The sequence below is a fragment of the Streptosporangium album genome (genome assembly GCF_014203795.1).
Lineage (GTDB): Bacteria > Actinomycetota > Actinomycetes > Streptosporangiales > Streptosporangiaceae > Streptosporangium > Streptosporangium album.
On record NZ_JACHJU010000001.1, the window covers coordinates 2,652,469 to 2,665,559 of the forward strand.

The following is a 13,091-nucleotide window of genomic DNA, read 5'->3' on the forward strand; positions in this document are numbered from 1 at the left end:
CGCCCGCGCACCTTCCCCTGACGAGGGTCTCAGCCCGCCGGCCGGTGAAGCACGTCACCGCGCAGGAGATCCGTGGCGGGCTCCGGAGCCGCGGCGAGGTCCCGGCCGAGCTCGACGATCCGGTTGCCGCCGTCGACGTGGACGACCCTGGGCCGGAAGAACCTCGCCTCGGCGTCGTCGAGCCGGCCGTACGCGATGACGATCACCAGGTCGCCCACGTGGACGAGCCGGGCGGCGGCGCCGTTGATGCCGACGATCCCGGAACCACGGGGACCGGCGATCGTGTAGGTCACCAGCCGGGCGCCGTTGTCGATGTCCACGATGTGCACCTGTTCGCCGGGCAGCAGCCCCGCGGCGTCCAGCAGGTCCTCGTCGATGGTCACCGATCCCACGTAGTGCAGGTCGGCCTGGGTGACCGTGGCCCGGTGGATCTTCGATGTGAGCATGGTGCGGAGCATGGGTCGATCACCTTTCGTCCGGTCGCGCCGCCTCACGAGCGTGCACGCCTGGGCGAAACATACCCGAGGCCGCCGGGGCCTCCGCCGCGCCGGGGAAAGGCTCCGGATAGGCGCCGGAGCCCTGTGACCATAGGCGGATCGCGGCTCCGCCGGAGAACATCGGAGCCGTCCGGACCGGGCGTGGCCGCGGCGCCGGGACTCCGTCAGAGGGTGACCGTCACGTTGTCGATCAGCCTGGTGGAGCCGACCTTGGCGGCCACGGCGAGGACCGCCTCACCCCTGTGGTCCTCGCCGACCTCCGCGAAGGTCGACGGGTCCACCAGGACCAGGTAGTCGACGGCCACCGCGGGCTCCGCCGCCAGCACGGCGTGCGCGGCCCGGCGGATCTCCTCCGGCGTGCGCTGCGCGGCCCCCGCGGACAGCGCCCGTGACAGGGCCGGTGCCGCCTCGCGGTCCTCAGGGGACAGGTAGCGGTTGCGGCTGGACAGCGCCAGGCCGTCCGCCTCCCGGACCGTGGGCGCCCCGACGACGGAGATCGGCAGGTCGAGGTCGGTGACCATCCGGCGGATCATCGCGAGCTGCTGGGCGTCCTTCTGTCCGAACACGGCCACGTCCGGCTGGACCAGGTTGAACAGCTTGATCACGACGGTCAGCACGCCGTCGAGGTGACCCGGCCGGAACGCCCCCTCGACGGCCGTGCCCATCTTCCCTGCCGAGACGCCGACCTGCCGGTCCGGTAGATACATGTCCTCGGCGGCGGGGGCGAACACCATGCTCACACCCTCAGCGGCGCAGACCTCCAGATCGGCGTCGAAGGTCCGGGGATAGCGGGAGAAGTCCTCGTTGGGGCCGAACTGCAGCGGGTTCACGAAGACGCTCACGGCCACGTGCTCGGCCTTCTCCCGGGCCAGCCGCATGAGCGAACGGTGTCCTTCGTGCAACGCGCCCATGGTCGGCACCAGCGCCAGGGCCGCCTTCGCCGGAGACGACCCGCCGCCGATCCCCAGCGCCCGCCTCGCCTCGGCCAGCTCCGCGCGGTCACCCGCCACGATCACGTCCATATGTTGCCTCCCAGGGCGTCCAGGAGGCGCTCGGCGGCCTCGGGCTTGAGTAGCCCGGCCGCCAGCGCCCGGTCCGCCGTGAGCCTAGCGAGGGCCACATAGGCGTCCGCGGCCTCGGGTGCCGCCAGGATCAGCGCGTCCACGTGCTTGCGGACCGTGCCGGCGTCTCCGCGCACCACCGGGCCGGTCAACCCGGCGATGCCGAGCCGCAGCACGTTGTCCAGGGCCGCGCCCAGCAACGGGCCGAGCATCCGGCCCGGCTGCTCCACCCCGATCTTCTCCAGCAGCTCCGAGGACTCCGCAACCAGCGTCACCATGTGGTTGGCCGCGTTCGCCAGGGCGGCGTGGTAGAGCGGGCGGTCCTCGTCCGCGATCCAGACCGGCTCCCCCTCCATCTCGATGACCAGGGCCTCGGCCACCGGACGGAGCTGATCGGGCGCGGTGACGCCGTAGGAGATGCCGACGAGCCGGCGGAGGTCGTCGTCCTTGCCGGTGAAGGTCATCACAGGGTGGAGCGCCAGTGGCAGCGCCCCCGCCTTGATCGCCGGGTTCAGCACCCCTAGGCCGTACGCCCCGCTGGTGTGGGCCACCAGCTTGCCGCGCAGTCCGGCACCCGTGCCGACCAGGCCGGAGACCAGGTCGGGCAGCGCGTCGTCGGGGACCGTCAGCAGGACGAGGTCCGATGCGGCCACCACGTCCTCCGGGCGCGTGGGGGTCAGGCCGAGCCGCTCGGCCGCCCGCTCCCTGGAGGAGTCGGAGACCCCGCTGGCGGCCACGATCCGATGGCCCGCCCGCGCGAGGGCGGCACCCAGCGCCGAACCGACCCGGCCCGCTCCAACGATTCCGACGGCCAGCCGTGCCGGGCGAGCACCTGCGTCCATGATGTCCCGTCCTTCGACCACATAGGAGGCTCCATGCCCAGTTGACCAGCGTAACGGGCCTGACGGTCGCAGCCACGCAAAGTCACGTGTCCGAAAACGGCGGCGGGTCCCCAGGCCCTTCTCCGTCGGGGATCCCGCCTCCCGGCAGCGAGAAGCTGTGACGCGCTCCCCGGGCTGAGGACCGGAGCACCGGCCCGCATTCCGGTAGCGTCTGGGGGCGTGTGGCTTACCTGGCGCGCCGCGACGGAGCAGGCGCTCTACGGCGAGAACGGCTTCTACCTGCGCGAGCGTCCCTCAGGACACTTCCGGACCTCCGTCGGCGCCTCCCCCGTCTTCGCCGAGGCCGTGCTGCGCGAGCTGGTCGCGGTGGACGACGCGCTCGGCAGCCCGCCGGCACTCGACCTGGTGGACGTCGGCGCGGGCGAGGGCGGGCTGGCGAGCCGGGTGCTCGCCGCAGCGCCCCCCGGCCTCCGCTCCCGGTTACGGGTGACCGGGGTGGATCTGGCCGACCGCCCCGCCCGGCTTCCCGGGGAGATCGGCTGGGCGGCAGCCGTACCGGACGGGATCTGTGGCCTCGTGGTGGCCAACGAATGGCTGGACAACGTGCCCTTGGACGTCGCCGAGCAGACGGCCGACGGCCCCCGCCTGGTCCTGGTCGACCCCTCAGACGGCGCCGAACGGCTCGGGGACAGGCCGCAGGAGGCCGATCTGGCCTGGCTGGACCGGTGGTGGCCGATGCGAGAGACGGGCGAGCGGGCCGAGATCGGCAGGCCGCGTGACGAGGCCTGGGCGTCGGTGATCGTACGGCTGGCACGCGGACGGGCGATCGCGATCGACTACGCACACCCTGTGGACGGCCGCCCGCCGTACGGCACGCTGACCGGTTACCGTGACGGGGCGATCGCCGCCCCCGTACCGGACGGCTCGTGCGACATCACCGCCCACGTGGCCCTGGACGCCTGCGCTGCCGCCGGGGAGCGCGCCGGCGCCGTCACGACGGCCCTGACCACGCAGCGCCAGGCCCTGCGCGCCCTCGGTGTCACCGGGTCCCGCCCGCCCGTCGACCTCGCCCGCACCGACCCGCGCGGCTACCTCCAGGCTCTGGCCAGGGCATCGCAGGAGGCGGAGCTGATCGCTCCCGAAGGGCTGGGCGGCTTCGGCTGGCTCGCCCAGGACCGCTTCTGCTCGTGATCGCCTCTGGCGGGAGCCTCCCAAGCAGTTCGCGCCCGTCCTGGAAGCACTGCGGGAGCTGGAACGGCTCACCGCCGAGACGGGCGGGCTGGTGCTGCGGTTCGGGCACCTGTACGGCCCCGGCTCGACCTACGCCGCCGACGGCTCGTTCGTCCGCCAGGTCCACGCGGGTGAGGTGCCGATCGTCGGAAAGGGCACGGCGATGTTCTCCTTCACCCACGCCCAGGATGCGGCCAGCGCGGTCGTGGCGGCGCTGGAGACGTCGTCCAGGACGCCTACCTGCGCTGGATGCGCACGGACCGGACCGAGATCCGGCAGACACGGGCCTTCCTGGTCACCGTGGTGTCCCGTCTCGCGCTCGACCAGCTCAGGTCGGCCTGGGTCACCAGGGAGGCCAACGGCGGACCCGCGCTCTGGTCGGTCATCGGAGGTCAGGAGCAGCTCGTCACTTTCGACATCCGTGACGGACGCATCCATGGGATCTTCGGCGTGCTCAATCCCGGCAAGCCGGCCCACGTGCGGACCGGCCGATGACCCGCCCTGAGCCCGCCGGAGCGCGGCTCTGGCCCTAAACCCGCATCTGGAGGGAGTCCAGGCCTCGGATGATGTAGCCCGGCCCCCAGGTGGGCTCGGTGACAAGCTCCAGCTTCGGCGCCCTGCGCAGCAGAGCGCCGAAGGACTCGACCAGCTCGACCCTGGCCAGCGGCGCGCCCAGACAGAAGTGGATGCCCGCTCCGAAGGAGATGTGCGGGTTGTCCGCCCGGCCCACGTCGAGGCGGTCGGGGTCGGCGAACACCTCGGGGTCGCGGTTGGCCGAACCGAACAGCAGGGCGACCTCCGCGCCGCGCGGGATGTCCACCCCGCCCACCGTGATGTCCTCCAGCACCCAGCGCTCGAACATCTGCAGCGGGGTGTCCCACCGCATCAGCTCCTCGATCGCGGTGGGCAGCAGGCCGTGGTCGGCGCGGAGCCGTTCCAGCTCGGCCGGGTTGCGCAGCAACGACCACCAGCCGTTGCCGGTGACGTTGACGGTGGCCTCGTGCCCGGCGTTGAGCAGCAGCACGCAGGTGCCGACCAGCTCCTCCTCGGTGAGCCTGTCGCCCTCGTCGGCCACCAGGGCCAGCGCGCTGATCAGGTCGTCACCGGGGTCCGCCCGGCGGGCGCGGGCCAGCCCGACGAGGTAGTCGGAGAACTCCTCGGCCGCGCGCACGGCGGTGTGCTGGGCCTCGACCGAGGGGTTGAGCTCGTACATGCCGCAGATGTCGGCGGACCAGGGCCGCAGCAGGTGCCGGTCGGACTCGGGCACGCCGAGCATCTCCGCGATCACGGTCACCGGGAGCGGCTCGGCCACCTCGGCGATCAGGTCTCCCCCACCCCGCTCGACGAACCCCTCCACCAGCTCGCCGGCCATCCGGGCGACCTTGGGGCGCAGCGCCTCGACCATGCGCGGGGTGAACGCCTTGGACACCAGCCGCCGGAGCCGGGTGTGGACCGGCGGTTCGACGTCGAGCATCCCGGCTCTGACCACCCGCCAGAACGGGTCCTGGAAACCGGGGTCGTCCGGCCTGCCGAACTCGGTGTGGGTGGCCACGTGCAGGTAGGAGCGGCCGAGCCTGCGGTCGCGCAGCAGCGCGTTGACGTCGGCGTGCCGGGCGACGAGCCACTGGCCGGTCGGCTCGAAGAAGCTGACGGGCCGCCGCCGCCTCAGCTCGGCGTAGACGTCATAGGGGTGGGCGACGAATTCCGGATTCCAAGGATCAAAGTGCACGCAAACATCGTAATCACGCTGGTCGGCGATGGTGCCCCTACAGGTCGCCCAGTATCCGGCCGGCCACCGGAGGCGGCTTCACCGGCCGCTCGCTGCTGACATAGCCAAGCCTGATGTATAGGCGCATGCTGCGATATTTCTGGCCCACCTCGTCCCGCCCGACGCCAAGCCCGAAACAGGCCCCAGGCCTCCGCCATCCCCTCCTAAAGGCCTGCGAGGCCGCTCTGGGATCCGGCCTGCTGGTCCGGCTCGTAGCGCTGGTGCAGCTCGACCGGCTTCTCCCCGTCCGACTTGCCGCGCATCCGGATGTTCAGCAGCTCCACGGCCAGCGAGAACGCCATCGCGAAGTAGATGTAGCCCTTGGAGATGTGCTGCTCGAAGCCCTCGGCGATGAGCACGACGCCGATCAGCACCAGGAACGACAGGGCGAGCATCTTGATGCTCGGGTGCTTGTCCACGAAGCGGCTGATCGGGCCGGAGGCGAAGAGCATCACGATGACCGAGACGACGACGGCGGCGACCATGACGCCCAGCTCGTCGACCATGCCGACCGCGGTGATCACCGAGTCGAGGGAGAACACGACGTCCAGGACCATGATCTGGAGGATCACCGCGGTGAAGGAGGAGGCGACCCTGGCACCGGCGTGACCCGACTTGCCCTCGAGGCTGTCGTGCATCTCGAAGACGCTCTTGCCCAGCAGGAACAGCCCGCCGAAGATCAGGATGAGGTCCCGTCCCGAGATCGGATGGCCGAAGACCTCGAACAGCGGCGCTGTGAGCTTCACCACCCAGGACAGTGCCAGCAGCAGCGCCAGCCGGCTGACCAGGGCGGCGAGAAGGCCCAGCTTGCGGGCCTTGTCGCGCTGTTCCGCGGGGAGCTTGCCCGCCAGGATCGAGATGAAGATGATGTTGTCGATGCCCAGCACGATCTCCAGGCCGACAAGGGTGACGAACCCTATCCATATCTCCGGGTTGGTCACCCAATCCATCACTGACTCCCTCATTTCACCAGGCCCGTGCGGTCAATGCCTGGACGAACGGGAACCGCCGCGAGTTCCGGAACCGGCGCTTTTCCGCTTGCGATGCCCGGCCGTGCGTCGGTTATAGTTCCCACGTAGGTCATGAGTGCCAGTGACAAGCCCCGGCTCGCTGGCCGGCAACCCTCGCGTCCGCGGCGGGGTGCCCCGGGTGAGGACCTGGTCCGGCACGAGGTGTGCCGGGCAAGCGCGGGCTCCACACATCAACGCCATGGGTTGGGGTCCGATGACCTCGACAGGAGACCTGGCGTGTCCGCACTGACGATCTTCACCACCACCGCCGCCGTCGGCACCGCTCCGGCGAGCCGCGCGTCCACCACCGCCGAAGCCGCCGCGACCGCCACCCCGGCCGTCCCCGCGACCCGCACAACCGACGACCGGCGGGTCCCCGCGGTGCTCGGTGCGGACCTTGAGGTCCCCGTCAAGGGGGGCAGGCTCGTCCGCTACGCCAACCTCGACTATGCCGCCAGCGCCCCCTGTCTGGAGCCGGTCAGCGCCGCCGTCACCGCCGCGCTCCCGGCCTACTCCAGCGTCCACCGCGGTGCCGGATACGCCTCCCAGCTCACCACGGCCCGCTACGAGCAGGCCCGGCACACCGTCCGCGCCTTCGTCGGGGCCCGCCCCTGCGACTCGGTGATCTTCACCCGGAACACCACCGACGCGACCAACCTGCTGGCGCGCAGCCTGCCCGAGGGGACCACCGCCGTGGTCTTCGACACCGAGCACCATGCCTCGCTCCTGCCCTGGGCCGACACCGTACGGCTCGCGCCCCCCGCCTTCCCCGGCGAGGCCGTCCGCGCCGCAGACGAGGCACTGGGCGGGATCGACGGCCCCAAGCTGCTGGTCGTGACCGCGGCCTCCAACGTCACGGGCGAGCTCTGGCCGATCGCGGCCCTGGCCCACATCGCCCACCGCCACGGCGCCCGCATCCTCGTCGACGCCGCCCAGCTCGTCCCGCACCGTCGTCTCAACCTGACCGCGCTGGACCTGGACTACGTCGTCTTCTCCGGCCACAAGCTCTACGCCCCGTTCGGCGTCGGGGCGCTGATCGGCCGCGCCGACTGGCTGTCGGAGGCGGAGCCGTACCTGCGCGGCGGCGGCGCCGTGAAGGCCGTGGACGACGACGCCACCGAGTGGCACACCGACCCCGAGGCCCGTCACGAGGCCGGCACCCCCAACGTCCTCGGTGCCATCGCCCTGGCCGCCGCCTGCGACGCGCTGACCGCCACCGGCTGGAACGCGCTGCTCCGCGAGGAGGAGCGCCTCATCGGCCGCCTCCGTGCCGGGCTCGGCGCCGTCGAGGGCGTCCACGAGCTGGCCCTGTGGGGCCCCGACCACCCTCGCGTCGGCATCGTCTCCTTCGTGGTGGACGGCTTCACCGCCCGCGAGGTCGCCGAGGTCCTGTCCGGGACGTACGGCATCGGCGTGCGCGACGGCAAGTTCTGCGCCCACCCCTTCGTCCGCCACCTCCTCGGCGCCAAGGACGGCGGCTGCGACGACGTCACCGCCTCCGCCGTCCGCGCCTCGATCGGGATCGGCACCACCACCGAGCACGTCGACCGTCTGGTCGCCGCCCTGCGGGAGCTTGTCTCGCGGGGCTGACATGACAGCATGGGCCTTATGACCGACCGTCACGCCACAGGCGCGCCCCGGGAGATCAGCGTGGGCATCGGCGCCGGAGCCGGCGCCGTGCACGCGACGTCCGGCAAGGAGCTGGCGACCGAGGACATGGTCCTCAACATCGGGCCGCAGCACCCGTCCACGCACGGGGTGCTGCGGCTACGCCTCACGCTGGACGGAGAGCGGATCAGCGCGGCCGAACCGATCGTGGGCTACATGCACCGCGGCGCGGAGAAGCTCTTCGAGGTGCGTGACTACCGGCAGATCATCGTGCTGGCCAACCGGCACGACTGGCTGTCGGCCTTCGCCAACGAGCTGGGCGTGGTGCTCGCGGTGGAGCGGATGCTCGGCATGGAGGTGCCGGTCCGGGCAGTCTGGATGCGCACGCTCATGGCCGAGCTCAACCGGGTGCTCAGCCATCTGATGTTCCTCGGCTCCTACCCGCTGGAGCTCGGCGCGATCACCCCGGTCTTCTACGCGTTCCGTGAGCGCGAGACCCTCCAGGCCGTGATGGAGGAGATCTCCGGCGGGCGGATGCACTACATGTTCAACCGGGTCGGCGGCCTCAAGGAGGACGTGCCCGAAGGGTGGACGGACCGTGCCTCGCGCGCCGTCGCGGACGTGCGGCGGCGGCTGCCCGACATCGAGAACCTGATCGCCGGGAACGAGATCTTCCTGGCCCGCACGCTCGGGGTGGGCGTGCTGGGCCGCGAGACGATCATGCAGTACGGCGTGAGCGGCCCGATCGCCCGCGCCTCCGGGGTGGACTTCGACCTGCGCAGGGACGAGCCCTACCTCGCCTACGGCGAGCTGCCGGTCCGGGTCGTCACCCGGTCGGCCGGAGACTGCAACGCCCGGTTCGAGGTGCTGCTGGAGCAGGTGAAGGTCTCCCTGGACCTGGCCGACGCCTGCCTGGCACGGCTCAGGGAGCTGCCGCAGGGGCCGATCAACCAGCGCCTGCCCAAGGTGCTCAAGGTCCCCGAGGGACACACCTACGCCTGGACCGAGAACCCGCTCGGCATCAACGGCTACTACCTGGTCTCCCGCGGCGAGAAGACGCCGTGGCGGATGAAGCTCCGCTCGGCCTCCTACAACAACGTCCAGGTGCTGCGCGAGATGCTCCCGGGCAACCTGCTGGCCGACATGGTCGCCATCCTCGGGTCGATGTTCTTCGTCGTGGGCGACATCGACAAGTAGCGGAAGCGGGCGGCAAGGCACATCATGGCCGCATGGGCGGACACGACGATGCGGCGGCTCCCCCGGTGACGTCCGGGCCGCCGCGGGACCGATACGTCGACTGGCTCCGGGCGTTCAGCCTGATCGTCGTGGTCGTCTGGCACTGGGCGTTCACCATCCTGCAGTGGGGACCGGACGGCCCCTCGCCGACGAGCCCGCTGGGCTTCACCTCGGGACTGTGGATCCTGACCTGGCTGCTCCAGGTGCTGCCGCTCTTCTTCTACGTGGGTGGATACGTCCACCTGCTGTCGTGGAACCGCGCGTGCGAGCGCGGGGTCGGCCTCGGCACCTTCGTGTGGCGGCGTATCCGCGGTCTCGCGATCCCGGCACTGGTGCTGGCCGGGACCTGGATCGTTCTGGGCGCGATCGTGACGTGGGCGTTCGGGATCGAGTGGATGGACCGAGTCGTCCTCCTCGTCATCAGTCCGCTCTGGTTCATCGGCGTCTATCTCGTGCTGATCGCCCTGCTCCCGCTCGCGCTCTGGCTGCACCGGCGCTACGACGTGCTGGCGCTGATCTGGCTCGCCGGGGCCGCCCTGGTGGTCGACGTGCTGCGGCTGCGCTACGGCTACGAGGCCGTGGGCTGGCTCAACATGATCATTGTCTGGGGGCTGGCCCACCAGGCGGGCTTCTTCTACGCCAGGGTGGTGGCGCTCCCCCGCCGGTTCGACGTCGCCATCCTGTGGACCGGGCTGTTCGCGCTGTTCGGCCTGGTCTACTCGGGCATCTACCCGGGCTCGATGGTGGGCGTTCCCGGCGACAAGCTCTCCAACATGGCGCCGCCGACCTTCGTCATCGTGGCCCTGCTGATCTTCCAGATCGGCCTGGTGGAGGTGGTGCGGCCCTCCATGGAGCGCCTGCTGGAACATCCGAGATGGCAGCGCGTGAACGAGACGGTCAACAGGTTCGCGCTGCCGCTGTTCCTGTTCCACACGACCGGCATGGCGATCTGGGTGGCGCTGACCTGGTGGCTGTCCGGCAGCCCCACCGGACGGGGGTCGCCACCTGACCTGTTCTGGTGGCTGGAGCGGCCGCTTGCCGTCGGCGGCGCGCTGGTGTGCACGCTCCCGGTCATCATGCTGTTCGGCCGGCGACGTAAGACGGACAGGACGCGGGCCTAGACTCCGCTGGGCGCCCGGCCCTGCTCGGCCAGCCGGCCCGAGCAGGGATGGACCACGGCGTACCGGCACGGCTGATCACGTGGGGAACGGGGTTAACGGTCCTCTTCGGGGTCCTTCGGGACCTTGCAGCAGTGCTCCAGATAGAGGGCGGCGCCGACCAGCACCACACAGCCGAGGAACGAGCCTCCGGTGATGAGGAAGTCGCGCTGGGGCACGCTCTGCTCCAGCAGGTCGACGGTGTAGAGGGCGAACCCGGCGAAGACGCCGCCGAAGGCCGCCCCGCCGTACGCGGAGGCCTTGGCGAGGGCGGCGAGCCGGGCCACGGCCAGCGGCTCGACGGGCTCGGTGTCCCCCTTGCGCTCGATCCTGGCCTTCGTCATCCACCCGCTGTAGATCTCGCCGACCGCCAGCAGGAGCACCGTGGGGATCGCGGTCCACGGCACGGTCGGCAGGGATGAGTAGAGGGGTTTCAGGAGAGCCCAGGTGATGACCGCGAACAGGACGACGAGACCGACGAGCACGCCGGGACGGGTGGGCTTCAAACGGGCCTCTGCAACGTCAGGTCGGCGCGGAGCCGTACGCCGGCCTGGTCGAGCCCTGCCAGGAGGTCGGCGACCCTGCGCCCGGACAGCACCGCGTCGGGATCGACCTGCGACCACGGCACCAGCACGAACGCGCGCTCGTGCGCCCTGGGGTGCGGCAGCGTCAGCTCGGGGCCGTCGGAGACGACGTCCCCCACCGTGATCAGGTCGACGTCCAGGGTGCGCGCGCCCCAGCGCTCCGTCCGGACCCGGCCGAAGGCGTTCTCCACGCCCAGAGCACGCTCGAGGAGCGTCAGAGGTTCTATGATGGAGGTCTGTGCGATCACCACCGCGTTGAGGTACGGTCCCTGCTCGGGACCGCCGACCGGTTCGGTCTCGTAGACCGGTGAGACGGCGACGAAGTCGAGGCCGGGCGCGTCGAAGAGGCAGTCGAGCGCGCCCTGCAGCGTGTCGAACCGGTCACCCAGGTTGCTGCCGAGCGCCAGCACGACCCTCATGCCCGGCTCCGTGTGATTGTCACGATCACGTCGTCGAACGGCAGCGGGATCGGTGCGGCGGGTTTGTGCACGCTCACCTCCGCCGACAGGACCTGCTCACGGGCCAGGCAGACGTCCGCCAGACGCTGGGCCAGGGTCTCGATCAGGTTGACCGGCTCCCCCTCCACGACCTTGACCAGGTCCTGGGCCAGCTCGCCGTAGTGCACGGTCCGGGTGAGGTCGTCTCCGGCCGCCGCGGCTGCCGTGTCGAGGAAGAGTGTGGCGTCGACGACGAACTCCTGGCCGAGCTCACGCTCCGCGGCCAGCACGCCGTGCCGTCCCCGTGCCCGCAGGCCCTTCACACTGATCCGGTCCGTCACGCGGCCTCCTCCTCTTCTTCCTCGTCACCCTGCAGCACCGGCGAGCCGTGATGCAGCCAGAGCCGCCAGCCCGCCGACGTCCTGATGAAGGTGTTGCTCGCCACCACCTTGCCCGCGGCGAAGCTGGAGTCGCCCTCGTCGCCCGCGGTGAGGATGTTCTCCTCGCAGGTGAGCACGGCCACGTCACCCATGACCATGACGCGGACGTCGGTCAGCACGAACTGGATGTAGGGGGTGTTGGCCATGATGAGCGCCCAGGAGCGCAGCACCTCCTGACGGCCGTTCACGATCGGCCACCCCGGATGCACGCAGCTCACCTGCTCGCCGTCGATCTCCTCGGCCCAGATCTCGGTCATCTGGTCGAGGTCGGCGTTCTCGATCGCGGTGTAGAACGCCTGGTTGACCGTCTCGACGGCGGTGGTGTCGACGCTCATGCTCTCGCTCCCTGGACTGCGGCAGCCACGCGGACGGCGTCCGCGTTCGGGCCTACGTTGTGCACCCGCACGCACCATGCCCCTGCCTCTGCGACAAGGGCGGTCACGGCGAGCGTGGCGTCATCACTACGGCTGAAAGGGCGCGGCGTGCCGTCCTGGTCCGCGAGCAGCCGTCCCAGAAAACGTTTCCGTGAGGCCCCGATGATAAGCGGGTAGCCCAGCTCGGCGAGCTGGTCGAGCCCGGCGAGCAGGGCCCAGTTGTGTTCGGGGTTCTTGGAGAAGCCCAGCCCGGGGTCCAAGACGATCTGACTTTCGGACACCCCCTCGGCGAGCACGGAGGCGATCCGCTTGGCGATCTCCTCCCGCACCTCGGTCACGACGTCGCCGTAGACCGCCCTGCTGTTCATGGCGTGGCTGTGTCCCCGCCAGTGCATCACCACGTACGGCACTCCGGACGCGGCGACGACCCGTGGCATCGCCGGATCGGCCAGCCCGCCGCTGACGTCGTTGACCAGCTTCGCCCCCGCCGCCACGGCCGCCTGCGCGACCTCGGCCCGCATGGTGTCGACGCTGACCGTGACGCCCTCCCGGCTCAGCTCCCTGATGACCGGTTCGACCCTGGCCAGCTCCTCTTCGAGCGACACCCGCGCCGCCCCGGGCCTGGTGGACTCCCCGCCCACGTCAACGATGTCGGCGCCCTGCTCGACCAGCTCCAGGCCGTGCCGTACGGCTGTCGCCGGGTCGAACCACCGGCCGCCGTCGGAGAAGGAGTCAGGGGTCACGTTGACCACGCCCATAACCAGACATCGGCCCTCATCAGGCATGCCGGGCACATTCCACGTAGTCATGCGGACAAGCCTAGGCGTTGCGCGCTCTTCGCCCATCC

Annotated in this window: 14 protein-coding genes, 2 pseudogenes and 1 riboswitch; of the genes and pseudogenes, 6 read left to right on the forward strand and 10 right to left on the reverse strand. The window is 70.9% G+C overall.

Going from position 1 to position 13,091, the window contains the following annotated elements; genetic code table 11:
- Window positions 1-29: 29 nt before the first annotated feature.
- The 3 genes from panD to FHR32_RS12535 form a co-directional block, all read right to left on the reverse strand.
- On the reverse strand, window positions 30-458 hold the full coding sequence (gene panD / locus FHR32_RS12525; RefSeq protein ID WP_184754462.1) for an aspartate 1-decarboxylase: 429 nt from the start codon (window positions 456-458) through the stop codon (window positions 30-32).
- Between the two features lie 203 nt (window positions 459-661).
- On the reverse strand, window positions 662-1,519 hold the full coding sequence (gene panC, locus FHR32_RS12530; protein ID WP_184754463.1) for a pantoate--beta-alanine ligase: 858 nt from the start codon (window positions 1,517-1,519) through the stop codon (window positions 662-664).
- Window positions 1,510-2,400 (reverse strand): Rossmann-like and DUF2520 domain-containing protein, encoded by an 891-nt coding sequence (locus FHR32_RS12535; RefSeq protein WP_184754464.1) that lies wholly within the window; start codon window positions 2,398-2,400, stop codon window positions 1,510-1,512. The genes panC and FHR32_RS12535 overlap by 10 nt, the downstream gene beginning before the upstream one ends.
- Window positions 2,401-2,619: 219 nt before the next feature.
- Here FHR32_RS12535 and FHR32_RS12540 point away from each other — a divergent pair, with 219 nt between their 5' ends.
- The 3 genes and pseudogenes from FHR32_RS12540 to FHR32_RS45930 all read left to right on the forward strand — a co-directional run.
- A complete protein-coding gene (locus FHR32_RS12540) occupies window positions 2,620-3,591 on the forward strand; it encodes an SAM-dependent methyltransferase (protein ID WP_184754465.1) in 972 nt (323 codons plus the stop codon).
- Window positions 3,592-3,682: 91 nt separating this feature from the next.
- A pseudogene (locus tag FHR32_RS44310) lies at window positions 3,683-3,799 on the forward strand (NAD-dependent epimerase/dehydratase family protein); the annotation flags it as partial.
- Between the two features lie 56 nt (window positions 3,800-3,855).
- A pseudogene (locus FHR32_RS45930) lies at window positions 3,856-4,125 on the forward strand (hypothetical protein); the annotation flags it as partial.
- Window positions 4,126-4,159: 34 nt separating this feature from the next.
- Here FHR32_RS45930 and FHR32_RS12555 read toward each other — a convergent pair.
- Together FHR32_RS12555 and FHR32_RS12560 are read right to left on the reverse strand one after the other, a co-directional pair.
- On the reverse strand, window positions 4,160-5,359 hold the full coding sequence (locus FHR32_RS12555; protein ID WP_184754467.1) for a cytochrome P450: 1,200 nt from the start codon (window positions 5,357-5,359) through the stop codon (window positions 4,160-4,162).
- Window positions 5,360-5,562: 203 nt separating this feature from the next.
- The gene (locus FHR32_RS12560) at window positions 5,563-6,348 is read right to left on the reverse strand and encodes a TerC family protein (RefSeq protein WP_184754468.1); all 786 of its coding nucleotides are present in this window, start codon (window positions 6,346-6,348) and stop codon (window positions 5,563-5,565) included.
- 128 nt (window positions 6,349-6,476) lie between these two features.
- Window positions 6,477-6,592: riboswitch (SAM riboswitch) on the forward strand.
- 62 nt (window positions 6,593-6,654) lie between these two features.
- On the opposite strand from FHR32_RS12560, the gene FHR32_RS12565 reads away from it, so the two are divergent.
- The 3 genes from FHR32_RS12565 to FHR32_RS12575 are packed head-to-tail and all read left to right on the forward strand — an operon-like array spanning window position 6,655 to window position 10,373.
- Entirely contained in the window at window positions 6,655-7,998 is a 1,344-nt protein-coding gene (locus tag FHR32_RS12565; protein ID WP_246466856.1) for an aminotransferase class V-fold PLP-dependent enzyme, read from the forward strand.
- Window positions 7,999-8,016: 18 nt separating this feature from the next.
- Window positions 8,017-9,213 (forward strand): NADH-quinone oxidoreductase subunit D, encoded by a 1,197-nt coding sequence (locus FHR32_RS12570; RefSeq protein ID WP_221465376.1) that lies wholly within the window; start codon window positions 8,017-8,019, stop codon window positions 9,211-9,213.
- A 32-nt stretch (window positions 9,214-9,245) separates the two neighbouring features.
- Window positions 9,246-10,373: an acyltransferase family protein gene (locus tag FHR32_RS12575; protein ID WP_184754469.1), complete on the forward strand. Its 1,128-nt coding sequence runs from the start codon at window positions 9,246-9,248 to the stop codon at window positions 10,371-10,373.
- A gap of 92 nt (window positions 10,374-10,465) precedes the next feature.
- On the opposite strand, the gene FHR32_RS12580 is transcribed toward FHR32_RS12575, so the two are convergent.
- Genes FHR32_RS12580 through folP form a run of 5 tightly spaced genes read right to left on the reverse strand, consistent with a single transcriptional unit; the run spans window position 10,466 to window position 13,053 of the window.
- A complete protein-coding gene (locus FHR32_RS12580) occupies window positions 10,466-10,915 on the reverse strand; it encodes a DUF3180 domain-containing protein (RefSeq protein WP_184754470.1) in 450 nt (149 codons plus the stop codon).
- A complete protein-coding gene (gene folK / locus FHR32_RS12585; RefSeq protein ID WP_184754471.1) occupies window positions 10,912-11,412 on the reverse strand; it encodes a 2-amino-4-hydroxy-6-hydroxymethyldihydropteridine diphosphokinase in 501 nt (166 codons plus the stop codon). Before folK ends, FHR32_RS12580 begins: the two co-directional genes overlap by 4 nt.
- Complete coding sequence (folB, locus tag FHR32_RS12590; protein ID WP_184754472.1) at window positions 11,409-11,771, reverse strand: dihydroneopterin aldolase; 363 nt, start codon at window positions 11,769-11,771, stop codon at window positions 11,409-11,411. Before folB ends, folK begins: the two co-directional genes overlap by 4 nt.
- Window positions 11,768-12,205: a nuclear transport factor 2 family protein gene (locus tag FHR32_RS12595; RefSeq protein ID WP_184754473.1), complete on the reverse strand. Its 438-nt coding sequence runs from the start codon at window positions 12,203-12,205 to the stop codon at window positions 11,768-11,770. The genes folB and FHR32_RS12595 overlap by 4 nt, the downstream gene beginning before the upstream one ends.
- A complete protein-coding gene (folP, locus tag FHR32_RS12600; RefSeq protein WP_184754474.1) occupies window positions 12,202-13,053 on the reverse strand; it encodes a dihydropteroate synthase in 852 nt (283 codons plus the stop codon). Before folP ends, FHR32_RS12595 begins: the two co-directional genes overlap by 4 nt.
- Window positions 13,054-13,091 lie beyond the last annotated feature (38 nt).